This is a genomic window from Streptomyces sp. NPDC017246, assembly GCF_044331325.1.
In the GTDB taxonomy this organism is placed as follows: domain Bacteria; phylum Actinomycetota; class Actinomycetes; order Streptomycetales; family Streptomycetaceae; genus Streptomyces.
In genome coordinates this window covers 191768-215631 of the sequence record NZ_JBIRMW010000003.1, presented here as the reverse complement: position 1 = coordinate 215631, position 23864 = coordinate 191768, and the positions used below count along the sequence as shown (strand labels likewise).

Annotated in this window: 21 protein-coding genes and 2 pseudogenes; 12 read left to right on the top strand and 11 right to left on the bottom strand. The window is 72.6% G+C overall.

Annotation, left to right across the window (positions count from 1 at the left end):
- Positions 1-13: 13 nt before the first annotated feature.
- A complete protein-coding gene (locus ACH4MY_RS09530; RefSeq protein ID WP_397999912.1) occupies positions 14-1237 on the bottom strand; it encodes an MFS transporter in 1224 nt (407 codons plus the stop codon).
- A 266-nt stretch (positions 1238-1503) separates the two neighbouring features.
- Between ACH4MY_RS09530 and ACH4MY_RS09525 the strand changes: the two genes are divergently transcribed.
- Positions 1504-1869 (top strand): hypothetical protein, encoded by a 366-nt coding sequence (locus ACH4MY_RS09525; RefSeq protein ID WP_397999909.1) that lies wholly within the window; start codon positions 1504-1506, stop codon positions 1867-1869.
- Here ACH4MY_RS09525 and ACH4MY_RS09520 read toward each other — a convergent pair.
- The 3 genes and pseudogenes from ACH4MY_RS09520 to ACH4MY_RS09510 all read right to left on the bottom strand — a co-directional run.
- On the bottom strand, positions 1860-2291 hold the full coding sequence (locus ACH4MY_RS09520) for a DUF4440 domain-containing protein (RefSeq protein WP_397999906.1): 432 nt from the start codon (positions 2289-2291) through the stop codon (positions 1860-1862). The two genes, ACH4MY_RS09525 and ACH4MY_RS09520, sit on opposite strands and share 10 nt — an antisense overlap.
- Positions 2292-2296: 5 nt before the next feature.
- A complete protein-coding gene (locus tag ACH4MY_RS09515) occupies positions 2297-2806 on the bottom strand; it encodes a DinB family protein (RefSeq protein WP_397999903.1) in 510 nt (169 codons plus the stop codon).
- Between the two features lie 127 nt (positions 2807-2933).
- A pseudogene (locus ACH4MY_RS09510) lies at positions 2934-3743 on the bottom strand (arylsulfatase); the annotation flags it as partial.
- Here ACH4MY_RS09510 and ACH4MY_RS09505 point away from each other — a divergent pair.
- Positions 3741-3911, top strand: a pseudogene (locus ACH4MY_RS09505) (TauD/TfdA family dioxygenase); the annotation flags it as partial. The pseudogenes ACH4MY_RS09510 and ACH4MY_RS09505 overlap by 3 nt on opposite strands.
- Complete coding sequence (locus ACH4MY_RS09500) at positions 3908-5317, top strand: sulfatase-like hydrolase/transferase (protein ID WP_397999900.1); 1410 nt, start codon at positions 3908-3910, stop codon at positions 5315-5317. The pseudogene ACH4MY_RS09505 and the gene ACH4MY_RS09500, both read left to right, overlap by 4 nt.
- 65 nt (positions 5318-5382) lie before the next feature.
- Here the strand turns inward: ACH4MY_RS09500 and ACH4MY_RS09495 are convergent, their stop codons facing one another.
- Positions 5383-5754, bottom strand: coding sequence for a cupin domain-containing protein (locus ACH4MY_RS09495; protein ID WP_397999897.1), 372 nt, complete (start codon positions 5752-5754; stop codon positions 5383-5385).
- A gap of 371 nt (positions 5755-6125) precedes the next feature.
- Between ACH4MY_RS09495 and ACH4MY_RS09490 the strand changes: the two genes are divergently transcribed.
- The 3 genes from ACH4MY_RS09490 to ACH4MY_RS09480 all read left to right on the top strand — a co-directional run bounded on the left by ACH4MY_RS09490 (position 6126) and on the right by ACH4MY_RS09480 (position 8564).
- Positions 6126-6485: an SPW repeat protein gene (locus tag ACH4MY_RS09490; protein WP_397999894.1), complete on the top strand. Its 360-nt coding sequence runs from the start codon at positions 6126-6128 to the stop codon at positions 6483-6485.
- 194 nt (positions 6486-6679) lie between these two features.
- Complete coding sequence (locus ACH4MY_RS09485) at positions 6680-7033, top strand: DUF805 domain-containing protein (protein WP_397999892.1); 354 nt, start codon at positions 6680-6682, stop codon at positions 7031-7033.
- Between the two features lie 241 nt (positions 7034-7274).
- Complete coding sequence (locus ACH4MY_RS09480; protein WP_397999889.1) at positions 7275-8564, top strand: ATP-binding protein; 1290 nt, start codon at positions 7275-7277, stop codon at positions 8562-8564.
- On the opposite strand, the gene ACH4MY_RS09475 is transcribed toward ACH4MY_RS09480, so the two are convergent.
- Positions 8542-9480: a carbohydrate kinase gene (locus ACH4MY_RS09475; RefSeq protein WP_397999886.1), complete on the bottom strand. Its 939-nt coding sequence runs from the start codon at positions 9478-9480 to the stop codon at positions 8542-8544. The genes ACH4MY_RS09480 and ACH4MY_RS09475 overlap by 23 nt on opposite strands.
- A 240-nt stretch (positions 9481-9720) precedes the next feature.
- On the opposite strand from ACH4MY_RS09475, the gene ACH4MY_RS09470 reads away from it, so the two are divergent.
- A complete protein-coding gene (locus ACH4MY_RS09470; RefSeq protein WP_397999883.1) occupies positions 9721-10299 on the top strand; it encodes a YdeI family protein in 579 nt (192 codons plus the stop codon).
- A 22-nt stretch (positions 10300-10321) separates the two neighbouring features.
- Here ACH4MY_RS09470 and ACH4MY_RS09465 read toward each other — a convergent pair whose 3' ends face one another.
- Positions 10322-10846, bottom strand: coding sequence for a GNAT family N-acetyltransferase (locus tag ACH4MY_RS09465; RefSeq protein ID WP_397999881.1), 525 nt, complete (start codon positions 10844-10846; stop codon positions 10322-10324).
- Between the two features lie 94 nt (positions 10847-10940).
- Between ACH4MY_RS09465 and ACH4MY_RS09460 the strand changes: the two genes are divergently transcribed.
- A complete protein-coding gene (locus ACH4MY_RS09460) occupies positions 10941-11618 on the top strand; it encodes an NADPH-dependent F420 reductase (protein WP_397999878.1) in 678 nt (225 codons plus the stop codon).
- A gap of 397 nt (positions 11619-12015) precedes the next feature.
- Here ACH4MY_RS09460 and ACH4MY_RS09455 read toward each other — a convergent pair whose 3' ends face one another.
- The gene (locus ACH4MY_RS09455; protein ID WP_398000565.1) at positions 12016-13038 is read right to left on the bottom strand and encodes a hypothetical protein; all 1023 of its coding nucleotides are present in this window, start codon (positions 13036-13038) and stop codon (positions 12016-12018) included.
- A gap of 593 nt (positions 13039-13631) precedes the next feature.
- Between ACH4MY_RS09455 and ACH4MY_RS09450 the strand changes: the two genes are divergently transcribed.
- Entirely contained in the window at positions 13632-15101 is a 1470-nt protein-coding gene (locus ACH4MY_RS09450) for a PP2C family protein-serine/threonine phosphatase (protein ID WP_397999876.1), read from the top strand.
- A gap of 186 nt (positions 15102-15287) precedes the next feature.
- Here ACH4MY_RS09450 and ACH4MY_RS09445 read toward each other — a convergent pair whose 3' ends face one another.
- On the bottom strand, positions 15288-16781 hold the full coding sequence (locus tag ACH4MY_RS09445; RefSeq protein ID WP_397999873.1) for a hypothetical protein: 1494 nt from the start codon (positions 16779-16781) through the stop codon (positions 15288-15290).
- Positions 16782-17014: 233 nt separating this feature from the next.
- On the opposite strand from ACH4MY_RS09445, the gene ACH4MY_RS09440 reads away from it, so the two are divergent.
- The 3 genes from ACH4MY_RS09440 to ACH4MY_RS09430 all read left to right on the top strand — a co-directional run bounded on the left by ACH4MY_RS09440 (position 17015) and on the right by ACH4MY_RS09430 (position 22905).
- Complete coding sequence (locus ACH4MY_RS09440) at positions 17015-18142, top strand: aminoglycoside phosphotransferase family protein (protein WP_397999871.1); 1128 nt, start codon at positions 17015-17017, stop codon at positions 18140-18142.
- Between the two features lie 463 nt (positions 18143-18605).
- On the top strand, positions 18606-20546 hold the full coding sequence (locus ACH4MY_RS09435; protein WP_397999868.1) for an N-acetylmuramoyl-L-alanine amidase: 1941 nt from the start codon (positions 18606-18608) through the stop codon (positions 20544-20546).
- Between the two features lie 160 nt (positions 20547-20706).
- On the top strand, positions 20707-22905 hold the full coding sequence (locus ACH4MY_RS09430) for a germacradienol/geosmin synthase (RefSeq protein WP_397999865.1): 2199 nt from the start codon (positions 20707-20709) through the stop codon (positions 22903-22905).
- 63 nt (positions 22906-22968) lie between these two features.
- On the opposite strand, the gene ACH4MY_RS09425 is transcribed toward ACH4MY_RS09430, so the two are convergent.
- Positions 22969-23334 carry an RNA-binding S4 domain-containing protein gene (locus ACH4MY_RS09425; protein ID WP_397999862.1) on the bottom strand — a complete coding sequence of 122 codons (366 nt, stop codon included), beginning with the start codon at positions 23332-23334 and terminating at the stop codon, positions 22969-22971.
- A 17-nt stretch (positions 23335-23351) separates the two neighbouring features.
- The gene (locus tag ACH4MY_RS09420) at positions 23352-23852 is read right to left on the bottom strand and encodes a hypothetical protein (protein ID WP_397999860.1); all 501 of its coding nucleotides are present in this window, start codon (positions 23850-23852) and stop codon (positions 23352-23354) included.
- Positions 23853-23864: the final 12 nt, after the last annotated feature.

Sequence of the window (23864 nt, the reverse complement as noted above, 5' to 3'; positions counted from 1 at the left end):
TGTCAATCCTGTGTCAGCCACGCACCGCCACAGACACCTCCTTCCGCGGGAGGAGCACCGGCGTCGCCAGCATCAGGACGCCCGCCAGGGCGATCGCCGCCCGGGGCCCGACGACCACGGCGAGCAGCCCCCAGAGCGCCGTCAGCCCCGCGATGCCGGCCTTCGCCGTGACGGACCAGGCGATGAGGGTACGGGCGACCCGGTCGTTCGCCGTCAGGTCGAGGCGATGGGCGGCGAGCACCGGGTTGAACACGCCCGAGCAGGTGATCAGCGCGAGCTCGACGGCCATCACGAGCAGCAGCCCCGTCGCACCGGGGTGGACGAGGGCCAGCCCGACGGGCCAGCACACGCGCAGCACTCCCGAGGTCAGCAGGACCCGGTGCCGGCCGAACCGCGCGACGAGCGGAGGGGCGAGCCGGGAGCCGATGAGCCCCCCGACGCACGGCACCGCGAACGCGAGCCCGTACTGCCAGGGGGCGAAGCCGAGCGGCCCCAGCATCAGGACGGCGAGGAGGGGTGCGGTCGCCATGATCAGGCCGTTGACCAGCACGGCGTTGAAGAAGAGCGGGCGCAGCACGGGGTGGCCGAGGATGTGCCGCCAGCCTTCGAGGAGGTCACCGGCCCTCGGCCGCAACGCCTCCCGGCGGGCCGGACGGGGCTCGCGCCTCCTGATCGCGCGGATGCCCGCGGCCGAGAGCAGATAGCTGAGGGCGTCGACGACCACCACCGCCACCGGGCCGAGCAAGGCGACCAGACCACCGCCGAGCGGCGGTCCGAGCACGGTGGCGGTCCAGGTGGTGGATTCGAACCGGGCCTGCGCGACGAGCCGGTCCTCCGGCCCCACGAGCCCCTTCAGGAACGCGCCGGACGCCGCGCCGAAGGTGATGTCGGACGCGGCGACCACGACGGAGACGACCAGGAGCTGGGGGAAGGAGAGCCGGTCCAGCGCGTACGCGGCGGCGACGCTCAGCAGCGCCGCGCAGCGGACGAGGTCCATGGCGATCATCACGGGCCGCTTGCGGCGGAACTCCACCCAGGGGCCGAGCGGCAGCGCGACCGCCGCACCCACGGCGGCACCGACGGCGGCCAGCGCGGCCACTTCGGCGGTGCCCTCGTGCAGCACGGTGATCGCGAGCAGCGGAAAGGCGTTGAAGGCGATCCAGGTGCCCAGGGTGCCGGCCGCGTACGCCGCCCACAGCCATCCGAAATCCCGCCCGAGGGACACCCTGCCCGCCATATCCGCACTCCTCTCGCCGACCGGACACCCAACCACGCGCCGACCGCCGACACCAAAGCGAGCCGGGGCCCGGGGCCTCGGAGCGGACGGCGAGGCCCGTGTCGCCGGCCCGCCGACGGGCAGGCGATCGCCCGCGCGCGGTTCCGTTCGCCGGAAGGCCGACATCCGGACACCCTCCCGGGGCACGGCACCGCGCACCCCGCCCCGAGCCATAAAATTCGGAGCGCCCGTACGGACGGGCAGGTCCAGGGGGAAGGCGGCCGGTGATGAGGTGGGACCCCGGTGCCGTGGTGGGGGTGCTCGTCGTCCTGCTCGGCGTGGGACTCGTGACCGCCGGTGTGGTCTGGAAGGGGCGGGCGGTCCGGCCGTTCGCGGCCTCGCGTGCGCGGTCCGTGGCCCAGCGGGAGTACGCCCGCGATCTCCAGCGGGCGGCCGACCAGGTGATCGCGGCGGCCCGCCGGTCCGCCGGCGAGGGCGAACCGGCGATCGTCACCGTCGAGGCCGTGGTGCGGGCGACGCAGGACCGCTACGGATACGCCGGGGTGGAGCGGCGGCACGCCGCCGCGGCGCTGCGCCGCCGGTACGAGCACGGGCGCTGCGCGGTCGACTGCGTCACGGACGCCTACGGCTGAACGTCGCTCCCGGGGACGGGAGTCCCCTGGTGGTAGTACATCCGCAGGCCCGAACCGGCCGGCGCGGCGGGGTCGCGGCGCCAGAGCGAGCTGCGCCGGGTCCGGTGCCCGTCGCGGAGCGTCTCGTACGTGAGGTGGACGAGGCCGGGCGCGAGGAGCGTCCCGGCGAAGGCCGTCGGCGTGTACCGCGGTCCGTCCTCGCCGCTTCCGGCCATCTCCGGGAGCGCGGCGAGCATCTCCTCGTACGTCCAGCGCCGCCCGGAGGCCCCGACCTCGACGAACTCCGGGTCGAGCAGCTCGGCGGCGCGGGCCCGGGAGACACGTACGGCCGGGTCCATCAGCAGAAGCTCACCGGCGACGGCCTCGGCGATCTCCGGGTCGTCGGGCGCGTCGGGCGCGTCGGGAGTACCGGACACGGGCATGCGGGTCACTCCCCCGTCGTGCCGTCGAGGCGTTCGCGCAGCAGGTCGGCGTGGCCGTTGTGGCGGGCGTACTCCTCGATCAGGTGGGCGAGGACGTAGCGCACGGAGTACGTCTCCCCGTCGTGGGTCGCGGTGACGTCGAGGGAGGCGGCCGCGGTCACGATCTCGCGGGCTCGGGCGCACTCCTCGCGCCAGACGGTGAAGGCCTCGTCCACGTCGGCCCCGTCCACGTCGAAGTCGGCCCAGTCGGTGGAGCCGGGCGGCGTCCAGGGGCTGCGGCTGTCCTCGCCGTTGAGCACGTTGCGGAACCAGCCGCGCTCGACCTCGGCGGCATGGCGGACGAGACCGAGGAGGGAGAGGCCCGAGGGGGCGACCGCCCGCGCCTTCAGCTGGTCGGGGGTGAGTCCCGCGCACTTCAGGGCGAGGGTGTCGCGCTGGAAGTCGAGCATGGCCGTGAGCGTGCCGCGTTCGTCGGCGGTGTGCGGCACGACCGTGCGGTGATCTTGGATCGTCATACGGGCATTGTGCCGCCGAGGCGGGCGGGCGGCCCGGGATTTTCGCCGGGGCCGCCGGGGCCGCCCGCCCGCCGACCCGGCCGCCCGCCCCGCCAGCCCCGCCCGGACCGCCCGGCCTGCGCGCGCTCTACTCGAAGGCCGCCGCGGCCTCCTCCAGCGCGGCGGCGACGGTCTCGGGCGCGTCGGGTCCGAGGGCTCCGGGCCGGTAGGTGACGGAGCGCAGGCGGCCGGTGAAGCGGAAGGAGCGGTGGCGTTCGAAGAGGGGCCAGGAGACGGGTGACTTGCGGTCGACGCCGACGCTGATGCCCTGGAAGGGCGCCATGCCGATGAGCTGGTGCACGCTGTCCGGGGCGGCGCGGTGCACGCCGTCCACGGTGACGGTGAGCCGCCAGCGCAGCCCCTCCTCGGCGGTCGCGGCGAGGAGGATCTCGTGCGGTCCGGGGCCGAGGGGGCCCGCGTCGGTCTCGTGGAGGTTGCCGTACTCGTTGTACGCGAGGACCAGCCGGCCGTTCTCGACGTAGAGGCTGTAGCCGCCGCCCTGGTCGCCGTGGGAGACGAGGACGCCGTCTCCGGCCTCGTCGACGGCCACGGCGATCTCGAAGGAGCGCAGGGCGACGAGCCGGGAGGAGCGGTACCGCTCCAGTTCCGGGGTGCCGGGAAGCAGGGTGACGGGGCGGGCGAGGCGCTCGTCGGCGGGGTTGCGGCGGGCGAGGGCTCCGCTGTGGTCGGGCAGGGGGAGGACGCCGTTGCGCCAGGCGGCGTCCTCCCAGGCGGCGGAGAGCTCCTTGACGAGTTCGGGGTGCCCGGCGGCGAGGTCGTGGATCTCGGTGGGGTCGGTACGGATGTCGTACAGCGCCCATTCCGAGTCGTCGTAGGGGGCGCCCGGCCGGTGGAGGGTGACGAGCTTGTGGTCGTCGCGGTAGTGGCTGCGGTTGTGTACGACTCCGACGACCATGTGCGCAAGCTGCGCCGGGTGACCATCGACGGCGACGTGCCGATCGGCGTGGACGGCCGCTCCTCGGCCCTGCTCGCGCCCGAGTCCGTCCCGGACCCGGCGTTCGGCATCGCCTCGGGCGGCTCCACGGAGGAGCCCGCCGTCGTATGACCGCCATCCCGCCCCGGGTGATCGTGGTCCTCACCGACCAGCAACGGTGGGACACCACGGGCGCCCACGGCAATCCGGTGGGGGTGACGCCCGAGTTCGACCGGCTGGCCCGCGAAGGCACCCTCGTCGAGCAGGCGATCACCCCCAACCCGGTCTGCGCACCGGCCCGTTCGGCGCTGCAGACCGGCCGCTGGCCGACCTCCACCGGGGTCTTCCGCAACGGCCTCCCGCTGCCGGCGGACACACCCACCCTCGCTTCCGTCCTCGGGGCGGCGGGCTGGGTCACCGGGTACATCGGCAAATGGCACCTGGCGGGCGAGGACGGGCCCGACGGCCCGGTACCTCCCGAGCGGCGCGGCGGCTACGGCCACTGGCTGGCCTCGGACCGGCTGGAGTTCACCTCGGACGCCCACCGCACGGTGGTGTTCGACGAGGAGGGGGAGCCGGTCCGGTTGCCGGGCTATCGCTCGGACGCCCTCGTCGACGCGGCGATCCGGTTCGTCGCCGACCACCACGAGGAGCCGTTCCTGCTCTTCCTCTCCCTGCTCGAACCGCACCACCAGAACGCGACGGACGACTACCCGGCCCCCGCCGGGTACCGGGAGCGGTACGAGGGCCGGTGGCTGCCGCCGGACCTCGCCGCGCTCAGCCCGTCCGCGCCGCAGGGCGGTGCGCACCGCCACCTCGGTGGCTATCTGGGGCAGATCAAGCGCGTGGACGAGGGGGTGGGACGGCTGCGCGACGCGTTGCGCGGCCTGGGCATCGAGGACGACACCGTGGTCGCCTGGACCGCGGATCACGGCTCCCACTTCCGCACCCGGAACTCCGAGTACAAGCGCTCGGCGCACGAGGCCTCGGTGCGGGTGCCGTGGGCGTTGACGGGTCCGGGCTTCAGCGGCGGGGGCCTCGTCCGTCGGCCGGTGTCCATCGTCGACCTGATGCCGACCCTCGTCGAGGCGGTGGGGCTCCACGTACCGGAGGGGGTGCAGGGCCGCTCGCTGCTGCCGCTGGTGGGCGGCGGGAGCGACCCGGGCAGGCCGTCGTCGGTCCTCGTCCAGATCAGCGAGGACCAGGTGGGCCGGGCGGTCCGGACGGAGCGGTGGAAGTACGTGGTGGCGGCGCCCGGAGCGGACCCGTGGCGGGAGGCGGCCGCGGATCTCTATCGGGAGACGGAGTTGTACGACCTGGCGGCCGATCCGTACGAGCTGGAGAACCTGGCGGGGCTCACCTCCCACCGCGAGGTGGCCGCCGGGCTGCGGGACGAGCTGTCCACCTGGCTGCTGCGGGTCGAGGGGGCCACTCCGGTGATCGAGGCCGCGCCCGCCCGGACGCTCGACCAGCGGCGCCCCGAGTCCTTCCCGGACGACCGGGTCCCGTGGGAGGGGGTGCGGTTCGGACACCGCTGACCGGGCGAAAGGGCCGGGTGGCGCCGCTGGGGGCGGGACGGACGGGTGCGGAAGGGTTCCGCGCGTCAGGAGCCGGACGGCTTCGCGTAGTCGCTGAAGCCGGTCCAGTCCAGGGCGACGCAGGCCTCGTCACCGAGGACCCAGGCGTCGTGGCCCGGCTGGACCTCCATGTAGTCCCCGGCGCCGTACTCCGTCGACTCGCCGTCGTCCATGACGACCTTCATCCTGCCGCTGGCGATGTAGCCCACGTGCGACGCCTGGCAGCTGTCGGTGCCGGCGATCGGTTTGACGTGCTTGGACCACTTCCACCCCGGCTCGAAGACGGCCCGGCCGACCGCACCGCGGCTGCCGCTCACCAGGTCGAGCCTGCCCTTGCCGTCCTCGAAGGGGCGGGTCTCGTCCGCCGCGTCGAAGCTCTTCTTCACGATGCCGGCCATCATCCGCTCCCGGCGTGGAGAAATCGGCCCCGAGTCCACTTCCAGGCTACGCCGGGATGCGGCGGGCCACCGTGCGCGGCGATGTGAAGGCCGGTCCGTCTTTCGCCGGGAAAGTTCTTGCTGCACAGGGATTGCCCTTTGGTGGTTCCCCGCATACCTGCAGCTCAAATTCTGTGCGCATCCCTTATCGGTCAGACCTACACATAAAGACCAGATAAGCGCACAATGAAGCAGTGGCATCATTCGTCACAAGTGCGGTCAGACGTGCATGACGCCAGAAGGAGGCGAGTCGTATGGCCGACGTCTCTCACCGTCCCGGTGATATCGCGGGGCACCCCGATGCGCCGGAAATGCGGGACCGATATGCCCGTATGCTCCAGACCCGAGGTGTCGCGGCTGTCGAGGAGCTCGTGATCCTCGCCGGAATCTACGCCGCGATCTCCGCCTGGACGGTCCACTTCTCCGCTGCCCAGCCCGCGCTCGCCCTCACCAACCTGGTCGTCGGCATCGCCCTCGCGGTCCTCGGCCTGTGCATGTCGATGGTCCCCGAGCGGTCGCAGGACCTCAACTTCGTCGTCCTGTTGATGGGCGCGTGGCTGATCATCGCCCCCTGGTTGGTCGGGCAGAGCCCTGACACCGGCACCATCCTCAGCAACGTGATCACCGGCGCGTGCGTCTGCCTGTTCTCGCTCACGGCCGGCGGACTGCTCATGACCAAGAGAAGGACGTGACGTTTCTTGATCCTTTCCCGGAACGGCGGCCCCTCCACCCCCGGAGGTGCCGCCGTTCACCGTTTCCCGACCCGGAACGGACACTGCACGGTAACGAATTGACCCATGTGGTTTCAGCCACCTAAGTTCTGCGTAAAGCTTGCTCCACAGGGACAGGCTCTCCTGCTCGCATACCCAGTCCTTGGGGGGACGAAGTGAACTGGTACATCGACGTCATCAAGAAGTACGCGGTCTTCAACGGCCGAGCGCGCCGCCAGGAATTCTGGATGTTCGAGCTTTTCAACATCATCATCGCGATCGTTCTCGCCATCATCGGCCTGGCGCTCGACTTCTCGCTGCTGAGCACGATCTACTCGCTGGCCGTCTTCCTGCCGTCCCTCGGTGTGACCGTCCGTCGTCTCCACGACACCGGCCGCTCGGGCTGGTGGATCCTCATCGGTCTGATCCCGCTCGTCGGCTTCATCATCCTCATCGTCTTCGCGGCGACCGAGGGCGAGCAGCACCAGAACGCGCACGGCCCGAACCCGAAGCTGGCGCCCGCCTACTGACGGTCCCGCCCCACTGAGGGCGTCGCTCACGCGCATCACCCCCGGAAGGAACTCCTTCCGGGGGTTTTCCGCGTCCGGGCCCCCCTCCATGAAGCCGGCGCGTGCGGAGCCGTATGGAGGAGCCGCATAGAGCCGGTACGGCACGTTCGCCCGTGCCACCTTGTGCAGGATGGCGCACGACCGGCGTCCCGGGCCCCGCCTAGCCTCGCCGCATCGGCACCAACGAGGGGCGGTACCACCGGTGAACTGGCACATCCACGACTACCGCGAGAGCGATCTCGCCGCCGTCGTCCATCTGATCGACACGACCGCGGAGCTCGGACAGGAGTCCGTGTTCTCGCTGCCGGAGTGCATCGGCGCCCTCACCACCCGCCAGCCGGCCGTGGTAGCCGTCCACCAGGGCGTGCCCATCGGCGCCGCTCTCGCCTGTGTCTCCGGCGAGCGGGCCTGGGTCATGCGGATAGCGATCTCCTCCGCCTGGCGCGGCCGCGGTCTCGCCAGCGCCCTGCTCGTGGAGTTGGAGCGCCGGCTCGTGGCGGCCCGCGTCGGGCGGATCGCGTACGTCCTGCCGGAGGAGGAGCTCCTCGGGGAGGGCCTGCTCAACGCCGGGTACACGCGCCGGCCCGCCGTCGCGTACTTCGAGAAGGTGGAGCCGCTGCACGGGCCGGCCGCCGGGCTCCTCGACGACCTGGGCGGCCGTCTCCTCGCCGGCGACCTGTGGGCCAAGGTCGCCGGGATGGAGCGGGAGAAGGATCTGATCGAGCGCCGGGTCGTGCTGCCGCTCGCGGAGCCTGAGCGGGCCGGGCGGCACGGGGTGCGACCGCCGCGTGCGGTCTGTCTGTTCGGCCCGCCCGGCACCGGGAAGACCACGTTCGCGCGCGGGATCGCCTCACGGCTCGGCTGGCCGTTCGTGGAGATCCTGCCGTCCCGGCTCGCCGACGAGGGGAATCTGGCCGCCGCCCTGCGCTCCGCGTTCGCGCGGATCGCCGAGCTGGAACGGGTCCTCGTCTTCATCGACGAGGTCGAGGAGATCGCGCCGGTGCGCTCGGAGCCGGCGCAGCCCGGCGGCATGCACGGGGTGACGAACGAACTCCTCAAGCTGATACCGGGATTCCGGGAGCGGGACGAGCGGCTGCTCGTCTGTGCCACCAACTCGATCCGCTCCCTCGACCCGGCGTTCCTGCGCCCCGGTCGCTTCGACTACCTCATCCCGATCGGCACACCGGACAAGGCGGCGCGGGCGGCGATCTGGGCCCGGTACACGGACGGCCGGGCAGATGTCGACATCGACGAACTGGTGCTGGCGAGCGACCTGTTCACGCCCGCGGACATCGAGCACGCGGCCCGGATCGCCGCCCAGGCCTCCTTCGAGCGAGATCTGCTCGCGGTCGGCGGCCGGGACGGCGACGGTCCGGTGCCCGGGGCGAGCACCACGGACTATCTGGAGGCCATCGGTCAGTGCCGGCCGACCGTCACCCCGGAGATGGTGGAGCAGTTCGCCACGGACATCACCACGCACGCCCGGGTCTGACGGTGAACCTCTCGCGGGCCGCGTCCAGTTCCGACCGGTCGGGCGGTTGGGCGCCGGCCCGCGAGACCGTGACGGCCGCCGCCGCGACGGCCTTCCGCAACAGGTCCGCGAGATACTCGGCGCCGAGCGTGCCCAGGGCGTCCCGCCCTCGCCCGCCGAGCGTGTCGAGGACGGCCGACATGAAGGAGTCGCCCGCTCCGACGGTGTCGACGACGGCGACGCGGGGCGCCTCGGCGGCGACCGTGCCGTGCCGGGTGAAGGCGAGCGCGCCGGCGGCGCCCCGGGTGACGAGGACGACGGCCGGGCCGAGGGCGAGCCAGCGGGCGGCGACCGTGCTCGGCTCCTCTCCGGGGTAGAGCCAGGCCAGGTCCTCGTCGCTCGCCTTCACCAGGTCGCTGAGGGCGATGCAGCGCTCGACGCGGACGACGGCCTCGCCGTGCTCCCCCATCAGCGCGGGCCGGACGTTGGGGTCGTAGCTGACGGTGGCCCGGTCGCGGAGCCGCTCGGTCTCGGCGAGGACGGTGGCCGCACCGGGCGCGGTGACGGCGGCGATCGAGCCGATGTGCACATGGTCGGGCACCAGGTCGGCGGGCGCTCCGCCCGTCAGCGTCCAGGCGATGTCGAAGGTGTACGAGGCCTGGCCGCTCGTGTCGAGTCCGACGACCGCCGACGGCGTCCTTACGGGCACGTCGCCGACCTCCACGCGGACGCCCGCGCCCTTGAGTCGGGCCTCGATGAGCCGCCCGTAGGGATCATCCCCGAGCTGGGTGAGCAGGATGACGTCGCGGCCGAGCCGGCCGAGGCCGTAGGCGACGTTGGCGGGGCTGCCGCCCGGGTGGACGCGGTCGGCGGCGCCGGAGCCTGCCGGGGCGCGGACGATGTCGGCGACGCACTCGCCGATCACCAGGAAGGACATGGGTCGGTGCTCCTCGGCATAGGTGTCCTGATGGCCGGCCCGGCCCCCGACTCGGGCGCCCCGGTGGACGATTGCAGATCGTACGTGGCCCCGTGCCGTACGAGGGCGGGGACCCGGGAGAACCTGTCCGCGCCGTCGGCGAGGGCGCCGTGAACCCCGCGTCCGGTGTCAATATCTTGGTCACGAGCGCTCCGGACAAGGCCCGCGGCGACGACCGACGACGACAGGGGGACCGGTCCGATGGAGCGGTACGACGGACTCGAGCTGATGACGGTCACGGAGACCGCCGAGCTGGAGTCATGGCTGGAGAGCCACCACGCCGACACCCCGGGCGTCTGGCTGCGGATCGCCAAGAAGGACAAGGGGGGCACGTCGCTGGCGAATCCGGAGATCCTCGACTGCATGCTCTGCTTCGGCTGGATCGACGGACAGCGCAAGGGCGGGGACGGGACGTACTACTTCCAGAAGTACACGCCCCGACGGGCGCGCAGTCTCTGGTCGCAGGTGAACGTCCGCAAGGTCGCCGTGCTCACGGAGGCGGGCCGGATGCGGGAGCCCGGGTTCGCCGAGGTGCGGGCCGCGCAGGCGGACGGCCGGTGGGCGGCGGCGTACCCGTCGCAGGCGGAGGCGACCGTACCGGACGATCTCGCGGCGGCGCTGGCGGCCGACGAGAAGGCCCGGGCCTTCTACGAGGGGCTCGGGAAGACCGATCAGTATCTGGTGATCATGCTGCTGTGGCAGGCCCGCACGCCGAAGGGCCGGGCGCAGCGTCTTGAACGGATGGTGGCGAAGCTGGCGGCCGGCGAGAAGGCCCGGTGAGCGACGGGGGCCGCCGAGGAGATCAGCGCCGACGCCGGTAGAGCACCTGGTGGGCCTCGTACTCGACGAAGGACGACACATGGGTCATGCCGACGGCTTCGAGGAGCCGTCGGGAGGGCCGGTTCGCCTCCTGCGTCAGCGCGACCACGCTCGGGGTGTCACGGAGCGTGGCGTCGAGGACCGCGGCGACGGCCTCGCGCGCGTAGCCCTGCCCCCAGTGCTCGGGCAGGAACTGGTACGAGACCTCCGTCTCCCCGTCCCGGGCCCCCGGCTCCACCGTCACGAGCCCGAGCAGCACCTCGTCGGCCGCCCGCACCACCGCGTGGACACCGGGCGCTCCGACGACGCGCCGCTGCCGGATCCGTACGACCTGCTCGGTGACCGGCCCGCCCAGGTGGCGGCGGACCTCGGGGTCCGTCCACAGGCGGGTGACGGACGGCACGTCGGCGGCCGCCACGGGGCGCAGCAGGAGCCGCTCCGTGGTGAGGAGGGCGCTCGACGCCGAAGCGAGGGCCGGGGTCGGGGTCGGGGTCGGCGAGGTGGGCATACGCCGATCATCTCAGGACGAGGTGACCTAGGACGAGGGACGGACCCGGTTACGGTCCCCCGGCCGAGGTGCCGGTGGGGCCGACGGCAGCAGGATGGCCCTCATGCGCATCGGAATTCTCGGAACAGGAAACGTAGGACAGGCACTCGCGACGGCGTGGGCGCGGGCCGGCCATGACGTGGTCCTCGGGTCACGGCGGCCGGACGACCTGGAGCTCCTCACGGAGCTGCGGGAACTCACCGCGGAGGGTGTACGGGTCGTCGGCTCCGCAGCCGCCGCCGAGCACGCGGAGGTGCTGGTGAACGCCACCCCGGGCGCGGCCTCCGTACCCCTGCTGCACACGATCGGCGCACAGGTCCTCGGCGGGAGGATCCTGCTCGACGTCGGGGTCGGCTTCCTCGCCGACGGGACGCTCTCGCATCCGGTCGTCAGCCTCGGCGAGGAGATCCAGCAGGCGTTCCCGCGGACGCGGGTGGTGAAGACGCTCTGCACGATCGACCGGAAGGTGATGATCGCGCCGGACTCCCTGGAGGGCCCCGGCACGGTGTTCCTCTCCGGCGAGGACGCGGAGGCGAAGAAGGTCGTACGCGGGCTGGTCGCCGATCTCGGCTGGCCCGACGACGCGCTGCTCGACCTGGGCGGCATCGCCACGGCACGGGGACAGGAGAACTTCGCGCTGCTCTTCATGGGGATCGCACAGGCGACCGGCACCTATGAGTTCGGCATCCGCGTCGTCCTCCCCACCTCGGGCGGGAGCGGCCCGGACCACTAGGACGACATCGCCGTCGAGGCTCCGCCCGCCCCCGGGCGGAGCCGTAACCCCTGACGCAGCCGCCATCCCGGGCGGAGGCGTAACCCGGCCGGAGGCGGAAATGACAGGACCCGCCGCGTCTTCCGGCCGTACTGGTGTCTGCCGGCCCGCCCCTTCGGCGGTGTGATCAGAAAGGCCTGGCTGAGCGCGGTGGGGACACACGCCGAGGCGCTGGCGCGAAGCCGACCGCTCCGCGCCCCCGTCGGCTCGACCCCGCCCGCGTCACCCCGCGGCGCGAGCCGTCAGGGCGGCCTTGATCGACGGCCACTCCGCTGCCGTGGGCGCGTGGGTCTCCCTCGCCGTGGCGATGTCCTTGTAGCCGCTCGACGTGGCCGCGGTTCCTCGGGCACGGGTCGTGTCAGCCCGACCGAGGTTCCTCGGCCAGGCGTCTGGTCAACGCCGCCAGGGCTCCGGGCCGGCGGCCCGGGACACGGCGCCGCAGGGCGACGAGCAGGGGGCCGAGGGCCCGGGCCCTCGCCGGGTCGGTGATCCGGCCCCACTGGTGGTGCGCCCGGTCCACGGCCCCCTCGACATCGGGGTCGTCGGTCCGCTGCCCCAGTCCCAGCCGGGCCTCCGCGGCGGTGAGCCACAGTTCGCAGCTGCGGGCGGGTTCACCGGCGAGGCGGGCGAGGTCGGCCCGCACCTCCGTCCAGTGGACGGCCTCCATGGACCGGTGCCCGTGGCGACGCAGGGCCTCGGACTCCCAGGCCGCGGCCACCGCCGCCGCCTCCCCGTGCCGGCCGGCCATGGCCGCGGCCAGGATCGCCGGGTGCGGGTCCTGCTCCACGACGGGCACGGGAGCCGGGGCGGGTGCCAGGAGCAGGGACTCGGGCGCGGCCGAGGCGGCGTGGGCGGCGGACTCCGCGTGGAGCGTGGCGTACGGCAGCCGGGCGCCGGAGCGCCAGAGTTCCGCCCAGGACCTCAGGTACTCGGGGGCCATCGGCTCGCCCCGGCGCGGGGCCGGGGCGACCCGCCCGTAGAACAGCGGTCCGGGCCCCAGGTGCAGCAGGTCGGGCGTGGTGGTGAGGCGTTCCCATACGGCGGGGTCCGCCGCGAGGTCCGCGACGACGGTCGTGGTGCCGGGGGCCCTGACGCCGAGTTCGCCGGCGAGCCAGTGCCAGGGCAGCGCCGTGTAGCGGAGGGTCGCCGGGGTGGTGCGGGCGAGCGCGAGGTGGGGCAGGTGCTGCCGGCGGTCGAGATGGAGCTGCCCCGCGAGGCAGAGGATCAGGGGACCCGGACTCGCGGCGGCGGCGCGCAGACGGGTGAGGACGGTCTGCGGGTCGAGCGGATCGGCGAGTTCGACGACCGTGGCGGTGGCGGTGCCGGTGAGGACCCCGGGCGGCACGGCGGCGAGGGCGGGGAGAACGGAGGCGGCGTCCATCGCGCGCCCGCGCCCGGCGGGCGCGGCGGCGAGCAGCACGGCGGTACCGACGGTGGCGGTCGCGGGTGCGGGTGCGGGTGCGGTCGTCGTACGCCGCTCGCCCGTCAGGCCGGTGGCGAGCGTGCCGTTACGCGTCCCGTCCGTCCCGCCGGCGATGCCCGGGCCGGAGGTACCCGGAACACCCGTACGCCCCTGAGCCGTCACGCCCGTCACTGCTGTCACACCCACCCCGCCCGTCACGCCCGGGACTGCCCCGGCGACTGGTCCCGCCACTCCCGTTCGCACCTCACGTGTCACGCCCGTCACTGCCACACCAAAGGCTCCTGACGTGCCCGTTCCCGTTCTCGTTCCCGCCCCGCCCGTGATCGCCGTGCGCGTGTCCGCCGTGCCGATTCCGTCGTCGTTCACCACCCCCGCACCGTAACGCGTCGGACCCTGGCCGATATTCGCTGGGCCTTTGACATATGTCAGAAGCACCACCGGATCGAGTGTTGCCAAAGCCCTTACGAGCTGTCCCGCGCTGTGCAACAGTCGTGTCCGGGCCTCACTTTCACACCTGGCCTGGCCGTGCCGCGCCTGTATCGGAGTACGACATGCCGTCCCCACTGTTCGCGGACCGCCCCGCCCAGCAGCCGGAGCCGGGCGCGGTGGACGCGCTGATCTCACAGACCCGCCGCCTGCGCGGCGAGCTCGTCGCCGTGCGCCAGGAAGCCGTGGTGAACGACGACGACCCCCAGCAGCGCTGGCAGCGCGCGCTCTGTGACCTGGCGGTTCACCAACTCGACGATCTGGGCGCCCACTTGGGCCAGCTCCGGGCGGGCGTACCGGAGGAGGTCGCCTCCGAGCCGGAAATCGGCGCCGCCTTCGACACGGCCCTCGCGACGGACCCCGGCACCGCGTACGGCGAGATCACCCCTGCGCGCACCGGCTCGCTGCTCTCCCGCGTCGGCAGCGCCGAGTGGAACCTGCTCACCGACGAGGTGAGTTGGTCCGAAGAGCTGTTCCAGATCTTCGGACGCACGCGCGAGAGCGGCCCCCTGTCGCTGGACGAGATGCCCACGATGGTCTTCGCCGAGGACCAGCCCGTCCTGCAGGGCATGGTGACGGACTGCCTGATCGACGGAAAGCCGATCGACGGCGAGTTCCGGATCGTCCGCACCGACGGCCGCGTGCGCACGGTGCACATGACGGGCGAGCCCGTCCTCGACGCCGACGGCTGCACCGCCTCGATGTGGGCCGTCCTGCGCGATGTCAGCGAACTGCGGCGCAGCGAGCGGGCGGTCCGGGAGAGCCGGGACAGCCTGGAGCGCAGCCGCCACATCGAGCAGACCGAGCGACGGGTCGCCGTCGAACTCCAGGAAGCGGTGCTCCCGCCGTGGCGCGGTTCGCTCCGCTTCGCCCACGACGGACCCGCCCCGCTCGATGTGGCCGCCCACTACCTCCCGGCCGCCAGCACCGGTCTCATCGGTGGCGACTGGTACGACGCGCTGGCCCTGCCCGACGGGGACGCGCTGCTCACCGTCGGTGATCTGACGGGCCACGGGGTCGCCGCGACCTCCTCGATGGCCATGCTGCTCGGCGCGCTGCGCGGGATGGCGGTGGCCGGGATCCGTCCGGCGGCCCTGATGGGTCACCTGAACCAGCTCCTGGAGACCTCCGTACAGCCCGCGCTCGGCAGTGCGATGTGCTGCCGTTACGACCCGGTCGCCCAGACGCTGACCTGGGCGCAGGCCGGCCACCCCGCCCCGCTGCTGTTCCGCGACGGGACGGGGCACGTCCTCCGTCGGCCCGAGGGTGTTCTCCTCGGGGCGACGACCGGGGCCGTGTACGGCGAGGCCGAGACACGGCTCCTCCCCGGCGACCTGCTGGTGCTGCACACGGACGGACTGACCCGTGGCAGCGGTCCGGACGACGACACGGGCACGCGACGGCTGCTCGCCCTCGGCCGCCGGCTCGCCGGGGCGCGGGACGCCCAGGACGGTGTGCGCGCGGTGGTCGAGGAGTTCGGCGAGGAGCAGCGCGAGGACGACGCCTGTGTGATGGTCGTCCGGGTCGGTCACTGAACCACCCGGCACCGGGCGCCTGTCGACGGCGTCCCGACGCGACCACCGCCGGACGGCGGCTCGCCATGTCCTTCGTACTGCCGTATCGGCTCGGCCTGTTGACGAACCGCCGTCTCCCGTACGCACATGTGTCGGGCTTGGCTCGTCGGCGACGGACTGTCGACCCCTGTGTCGTATCCGGCCCCCTCAGGCCTGCCCCGTCCTCGGCCGGTTGACCGGTGACCTCGGCAGGGCCAGCTCGATCTCCTCGCGCAGGTGCTCGATCCGCGCGTATCCGGCGTACTGCCCGGTGAGCCGGTACATCTCCCGCAGCCGGTCCCAGGTGCGGTGGGACGAGGTCTCCCCCATGGACATCAGGGCGAGCCGGGCGTACCGGTCGGCCTGCTCCGGGTCGTCGGCGATGAAGCAGGCCGAGGCGAGCGAGATGTGGTCGAAGAGCTTCGAGCGGTCGTGACCGCCACGCCTCAGTTCCAGCGCCAGCTTGGCGTGGCGCTGGGCGGGGACCGCCGCGGCCGGGTCGTGGTCGGCGAGGGTGCGGTACGCGAGGGCCTGCATACCGTGCATGTCGGCCTCGTCGAAGTTCTGCATCCAGCTCGGGTTCTTCTCGTCCCGCCGGTCGGACACGAACAGGTCCTCGGCCTCGCCCAGGGTGCGGCGCATGGCCTGCCCCCGTCCCATCGAGGCCTGCGCCCAGGCCTCGATCGTGTGGAACATGGCCCGGGTCCGGGGCAGCACGCGCTCCCCCGAACCGTCCTTGGCCAGCTTCATCAGGTCGAGGGCGTCGTCGGGCCTGCCCAGATGCACCATCTGCCGGGCGGCACGGGACAGCGCCTCGCCGGCCCGGGGCCGGTCGCCGCCCTCGCGGGCCGCGTGCGCGGCGATCACGAAGTACTTCTGCGCCGTGGGTTCGAGGCCCACGTCGTGCGACATCCAGCCGGCCAGGACGGCCAGGTTGGCGGCGACGCCCCAGAGGCGCCGCTGGAGGTGGTCGGCGTGGCGGTAGGCGAGCATGCCGCCCACCTCGTTGAGCTGGCCCACCACGGCCTTGCGCTGGAGACCGCCACCCCGGGAGGCGTCCCAGGCGCGGAACACCTCCACCGAGTGCTCCAGAGCCTCGATCTCCTCCGACCCGATGGGGGCGGCCTCGTAGCGGTCGAACCCGGCGGGGTCGGCGTGGAGGGGATCGATGGCCCGCTGGGGGCCGGCCTGGCGGTTGGGGTCGGTCTGCAGCCAGTCGTGCATGGCGTTGCTGAGTACGGAGCCGGCGGCAAGCGCGGCGCCCGCGCCCACCAGGCCGCGTCGGTTGAGCATGAGGTCCATTCCCGTGAATTCGGTGAGGACCGCCGCCGTACGATCGGGTGCCCAGGGCAGCCCGTCAGGGTTCTCCGTCTTCCTGACGTCCTGCCGCTTTCCGCTGCGCCCGTGTCGTACGAACCCGAGGTCCTCTATGGTCACGACACGGCCGAGTCGCTCGGTGAACAGTGCTGCCAGCACCCGGGGGACGGGATCGCGGGGCGTTTCGCCCCGGTCGATCCAGCGCCGGACCCGCGAGGTGTCGGTCGCCAGCTGGGGGTGGCCCATGGCCGCCGCCTGCCGGTTGACGAGTCTCGCGAGTTCGCCCTTGGACCAGCCGGCCAGGCCGAACAGGTCTGCCAGGCGGGTGTTGGTTTGTCCGGTCACGTCTAAGCCCCCAGGTTCTCGGCTGAGTTGACAGTAGCCCGCTGTCATAGGGCTGGCGACTATTCGCCAGGGTTCGCCAGGGTGCGCCCGATGTTCCGCCACCCGCGCCCGGGTGTCAGGTAGGAATGCGCCACCCCGCCCCGCCGACCGGCCCTCATTCCCCAGGGTGCGGACCGGGGGCGGGCGGGGCGACGCACGCAACTCGTCGGCACACGAAGGGATCTGTCACCTCCATGTACACAGCATCGTCCTCCGTGTCCGCCCCGCCCCGGCCGCAGCACCGCATCGTCCCGGCCGGCGCCGGACCCTACCTCGCTCCCGCCCCGCAGGCCCTCCGGCCGCGGCGCTGGGCGGCGGGCACGGGCACCCAGCCGATCAGCGGGAGAATCGATCTGTCGGGCCCCCAGGGGGCGCAGCTGAAGATGGCGATCGCCTCCGTCCACCGCATCTGCCCGGAGTTCAACCCGGTGCAGGTGCTGCGGCGCAGCGGGCGTTCCGTACTGATCGTCGGGACGACCGGGCGGACCACGGCGGTCGCGAAGTGTTTACTGGACCACTCCCCCGCGTGGGTCGAGCGGTTCCGGCACGAGATAGCTTCCTACCGCTCCTTCGTCCGCCACCGTCCGCCGGTGCGGGCGCCGCGGCTGATCGCGGCGGACCCGGAGAACTGCACGCTGGTGATCGAGCGGATGCCCGGACGGGCGGCGGCGCTCTCGCGCCACCCCGTCGAGGCGCCGCCCCGGGCCGATGTGCGGGCCGCGCTCGGCGCGATCGCCCGGCTCAACGCCTGGCGGCCGCCGGCCGGGACCTTCGACGCCCCGCTGGACTACGGCACCCGGATCGCCCGCTACCACGAGCTCGGTCTCTTCACCGACCGGGACCGGGACGACCTGCAGAAGCTGCTGCACGGCCTGTCGCACGCGGGTGGCCGTCAGGGCATGGGGCAGTTCTGCCACGGTGACGCCCTGCTCTCCAACATCCTCCTCTCCCCCGCCGGACCGGTCCTCGTCGACTGGGAGCACGCGGGCTGGTACCTGCCCGGCTACGACCTGGCGACCCTGTGGGCGGTGCTCGCCGACGCTCCGCTCGCCCGCCGCCAGATCAGTCAGCTCGCCCAGCAGGCGGGGGCGGCCTCCCGGGACGCCTTCCTGGTGAACCTGATGATCGTGCTGACGCGGGAGATCCGCACGTACGAGACGGCGGTGCAGCGCACGATGAAGGAGGCCCCGCCGGCCGGTTCCGTACCGGTGCCCGTGGGCGCGCTCGCGCCAGGTGAGGAACAGCGGCTGCTCCTGCGGCGGCTGCACGACGACTGCGCCATGGCACGGCGGGCCGTGCGCGCGGCGGTCGGGACGCGCTGAACGGGCGGGCCCGGCCGACGATACGGGGGAAGGGTGCGCCGTGCGCCCGGTGCCGACACACCGGGACGCGGCGCATCGGCATGTCCGCCTCCGGCTCGATTCCGGTGCCCGTCGGACCCGACGCCGGAGCTCGTCGAACCCGGCACCGGAGCCTGTCCGACCCTGTTCCGGAGCTTGTCCGGGCCGATTCCCCCACTTGTCCGGCCGATTCCGCATCGGCCCCGGGAGTCGGGCCAATGGTCCACTCCACTGACGCGTCCCAGGCCCGGGACCCGTCTCCGCGAAACTCCGCCAGATAGCTGCCGCTGCCGCTCTGACGTGGGAACTTCCGCTCGTGTGGGCGTGATTGACGGATCGTCCGGGAGCCGATACCCCTGTACGGGTTCGGCCCCGCACGCCCCGGTGTCACCCCCCGCCTCTGGAGGCTGCCTTGCTCCGTTCCGCGTCCCTCAGACGTACGACCGTGCGTCCTCCCGCCAGGACGGTGGGCGTCCTCGCGTCCGCCGTGCTCCTGTTCCCCCTGTTGTCCGTCGCCCCGCGGGCCGGCGCCGAAGTACCCGAGACGAGCACCCTGCAGGGGCAGTTCGCGACGGCGGCCGCGCGCCACGGCGTGCCCGAGAGTGTGCTGCTCGCCGTCTCGTACCTGCAGTCGCGCTGGGACGCCCACGGTGGTGCGCCGAGTGTGACCGGCGGCTACGGGCCGATGCATCTGACGGACGCGGTGACGGCGCTGACCGAGGCCGCCCCGCACCACTCGGAGGGTGCCGAGGACGCGCGCGGCGACTCCTCGCGCGCCGTGCGCTCCGGCGTGGCGGCGCCGGTCCCGTCCGCCGAGTCGCTGCCCGCGCGGCTGCGGACCCTGGAGCGGGCGTCCGCGCTGTCCGGGATCCCGGCCGAGGAGCTGCGGACCCGGACGGCGGCGAACATCGAGGGCGGGGCGGCGCTGCTCGCCGCCGCCCAGCGGGAGTCCGGCCTGGCGGCGAGCGCGGACCCGGCGGACTGGTACGGGGCGGTCGCGCGGTACTCCGGTGCGGACGACTCGGCGACGGCGGCGACGTACGCGAACGACGTCTTCGACGTGATCAGGACCGGGGAGTCGCGGACGACGGACAGCGGGCAGGTGGTGTCGCTGCCGGCCGCCCCGGCGGTCGCGCCCGCCACGGAGCAGGTCGCGGCCCTCGGGCTGCGCCGGCCCGCCGCCGGTCCCGTGGAGTGCCCGCGCTCGGTCGCCTGCGAGTGGATCCCCGCGCCCTACGAGGAGTTCGGCGACGGCGACTACGGGAACCACGACAAGGCGAACCGGCCCTCCTCCCAGTCGATCGACTACATCGTCGTCCATGACACCGAGGCCACCTGGGACGTCACCCTGAAGCTGGTGCAGGACCCGACGTACGTGTCCTGGCAGTACTCGCTGCGCTCCTCGGACGGGCACATCGCCCAGCATCTGCCGCTCAAGGACGTCGGCTGGCACGCGGGCAACTGGTTCGTGAACGCCAAGTCGGTGGGGCTCGAACACGAGGGCTTCCTGACCGCGCCGGACTCCTGGTACACGGAGGCCATGTACCGGACGTCGGCGCGGCTCGTGCGGTATCTCGCCGCCCGGTACGACATCCCGCTCGACCGGCAGCACATCCTGGGCCACGACAACGTGCCGGGCACCGTGACGTCCACGATCAAGGGCATGCACACCGACCCGGGGCCGTACTGGGACTGGGCGCACTACTTCCTGCTGCTCGGGCGTCCGATCACGCCGAGTGCCGGTCCGGGCGCCGGAGTGGTGACGATCCGGCCGGACTACACCGACCACCGGCCGGTGTACACGGGCTGTGTGACGGCGGGAGAGGCGTGCGCGCCGCACGGCAGCGGGGCGGTGCGTCTGTACACCGGGCCGAGCGCCGACGCGCCCCTGGTGAAGGACGTCGGCCTGCGGCCGGGTGGGCAGGACTCGACGACCGGGGTCAACGACACCGGGGCGCGTGCCTCGACGGGGCAGAGCTACGCGGTGGCGGAGCGCCTGGGCGACTGGACGGCGATCTGGTACCTCGGGCAGAAGGCCTGGTTCCACAATCCCCGCCGGGAGCCGACCGCGGTCGACAGCCGGGGTCTCGTCCTGACGCCCCGCGAGGGGCTCGCGTCGGTGCCGGTGTACGGGCGGGCCTACCCGGAGGCCTCGGCGTATCCGGCGGGTGTGCCGGTGCAGGCGGTGTCGCCGCTGCCGTACCAGCTGCTCGCGGGGCAGCGGTACGTGGTGGGCGACCGGACCCCGGGCGAGTACTACTTCGCGCCGGTGTTCGACAGCACCGGACACCGGGTCGTCCGGGGCCAGGAGGAGTACTACCAGATCCAGTTCGGCCATCGGGTGGCCTTTGTGAAGGTCGCTGACGTGCAGGTTTCCCGGGCCTGAGGGAGGTCTGGCCGAAAGGTGCGAGGTGGTGCCGGATGAACGGTCCGGCACCACCCTATCGGCGTTCATAGGACTATTCAGGAGATCGCGTGCGCCGTACGGGCTACGGGTAAAGGTGGGCCGGACAACAGCTCGTGCTCACCGGAAGGCCCCCCAGCACATGCCTCAGCCCTTCGTTATGCCGGATTTCTATGTTCCGTATCCGGCACGGCTCAACCCCCATGTGGAGGCCGCCCGCACGCACACCCGGGACTGGGCGCGGGAGATGGGGATGCTGGAGGGCTCGGGGGTCTGGGAGCAGCACGACCTCGACTCCCACGACTACGCGCTGCTCTGCTCGTACACGCACCCCGACTGCGGCGAGGAGGCGCTCGACCTCGTCACGGACTGGTACACCTGGGTCTTCTTCTTCGACGACCACTTCCTGGAGGTCTTCAAGCGTCCCCAGGACCGGGCGGGCGGAAAGGCGTACCTGGACCGGCTGCCGCTGTTCATGCCGGCGGATCCGGTGGCGGGCATGCCCGAGCCCACCAATCCCGTCGAGGCGGGTCTCGCCGATCTCTGGCTCCGGACCGTTCCCTCGATGTCCGAGGGGTGGCGGGTGCGGTTCGCGGAGGCGACGGAGCACCTGCTCTACGAGTCGCTCTGGGAGCTCGACAACATCAACGAGGGGCGTGTCGCCAACCCCGTCGAGTACATCGAGATGCGGCGCAAGGTCGGGGGCGCCCCCTGGTCCGCCGGTCTCGTCGAGTACGCGGCGGGCGCGGAGGTCCCGGCCCAGGTGGCGTACTCCCGGCCGCTGCGGGTGCTCAGGGACGCCTTCTCGGACGCCGTCCACCTGCGCAACGACCTCTTCTCGTACCAGCGGGAGGTGGAGGACGAGGGTGAGAACAGCAACGGGGTGCTGGTCCTCGAGCGGTTCCTCGGCTGTACGACGCAGGAGGCGGCGAACGCCGTCAACGACCTGCTGACCTCGCGACTCCAGCAGTTCGAGAACACGGCGCTCACCGAGGTGCCGCTGCTCGCCGCGGAGAAGGGGCTCGGCCCGGCCGAGTGCGCGGCCGTGGCGGCGTACGCCAAGGGGCTCCAGGACTGGCAGTCCGGGGGCCACGAGTGGCACATGCGCTCCAGCCGGTACATGAACGAGGGCATGGTCGCCGGGCCCTCGCGTCTCGACGGGGTCATCGGCACCTCCGCGCTCGACATCCGCACGCTCTTCGGACGCCCGGCCGCCTCCCGGCTGCGGGCGCTCACCCATGTACCGCACCAGCACGTGGGACCGTCGCTGCTTCCGGAGTTCTACCTGCCGTACCCGCTCACGATCAGTCCTCATCACGCCGAGGCGCGCCGGCTCTCCCTGGACTGGGCCGAGCGGTTCGGGCTCCTGGACGACATCTGGGACCGGCCGATGGCGGAGGGCTTCGACCTGGCCCTGTGCTCGGCCGGGCTCGATCCGGACGCCACCCTGGAGGAGCTGGAGCTCAGCGCCGAGTGGCTGACCTGGGGCACGTACGCCGACGACCACTACCCGGCGGTCTTCGGACGGACCCGCGACCTCCTCGGTGCCAAGGAGCAGACCGACCGGTTCAAGTCCTGTCTGCCGCTGGAGGATCCTTCCTCCGGGGCGGCGCTCGCCGTGAACGCCATGGAGCGTTCGCTCGCCGATCTCTGGGCCCGCACCGCCGGCCCGATGCCGCCCGGAGCCCGCGCCCAGCTGCGGTTCGCGCTCGACGTCATGCTGGACAGCTGGATGTGGGAGCTGCACAACCAGATGCAGCACCGGGTTCCCGACCCCGTCGACTACATCGAGATGCGCCGCAGCACCTTCGGCTCGGAACTGACCACGCTGATGTGCCGGCTCCGGCACACCGAGGTGCTGCCGCCGGAGCTGTACCGCTCGGGCACCGTGCGCGCCCTGGAGAACGCGGTCATGGACTACGGGACGCTGATCAACGACCTCTTCTCGTACCAGAAGGAGATCGAGGTCGAGGGCGAGGTGCACAACGGCGTTCTGGTGCTGCAGAAGTTCTTCGACTGCGACTACCCGACGGCCGTGGCCATGGTCCACGACCTGATGCGGGGCAGGCTCCGTCAGTACGAGCATCTGAAGGAGCGCGAAGTTCCGCTGCTCTACGCCGAGTTCGGTCTCGACGCGGCGGGCCGTGCGGCCTTCGGTGCGTATCTGCGGGAGCTGGAGGACTGGCTCGCGGGCATCCTCAACTGGCATCGGAAGGTGCGGCGTTACGGCGCCGAGGACGTGCACGTGGGCAGCGGCACCGCGCTGCTGCGGCGGGGCCCGACCGGGCTCGGCACCTCGGCGGCGCGGGTGGCGGAGCTCCTGGGCAAGGTGAGGCACTGACGCGCGGGAGAGGCCCCCGGGAATCCCTCCCGGGGGCCTCTCCCGCATCGGTTCGTACGAAGGTCAGGCGTGGCGGCCGCGGAGTTCGTCGAGTTCCCTGCGGTCGCGCTTGGTGGGGCGTCCGGCGCCCCGGTCGCGGACGGCCGCGACGGCGACGTGCTCGCGCGGCGGCGGGGGCGGGCTGTTGTCCACGTACGCCTCGGCGGCGACCGGCGGGCCGATGCGCTTGGCGTGGAGCACCTTGACCTCGACGATCCGCTCCCGCCCGCCGTGGAAGATCCGGACCTCGTCACCGGGCTTCACCGGCTGGGCGGGCTTGGCCCGTTCGCCGTTGACCTTGACGTGCCCGGCCCGGCAGGCCGCGGCCGCCTGCGAGCGGGTCTTGGTGAGGCGGACCGCCCAGACCCAGCTGTCGACGCGTGCGCTCATCGGCCCCCGCTCCCCCGTCAGCCCTGCTGGAACAGCTCGGCGGGCAGCGGCTTGAGCAGCGCGTACAGGTCGTCGGTGATCGGCCGGTCCCAACTGGCGATCGTCACGAGGACGTTGTCGCTGCGGTCGAACTGGACGCAGGAGATGCGGCTCTCGGAGAGCTTGAGGCGGCGGACGATGAGGAGGTTGTCGCCCTGCATCACGGGGCAGTCCTCGGTGTCGAGGACCTCGACCGGCTCGTCGTTCTCGAGGGCGGCCAGCAGCTGGGCCACCTCGAAGGGGATCTGGGCGTCCGCGAGCTCACGGGCCGGGGAGCCCTCCGGCAGATTGCCGATGATCATCGCGGGACCGCGGCCGCCGAACAGGTCGTAGCGGAGGAAGACGCCCTGACAGGAACCGTCGGGCGCGGGCAGCAGGCCGGCGCCGAGGTTGCCGGGCCAGTCCCCCGGATCCATGGCCAGGACGTCGAAGTCCGGGCCCGCGGGAGTGGCGGCGCTGCGGCGGCGGAGGAAGGACATACGGCCATGGTA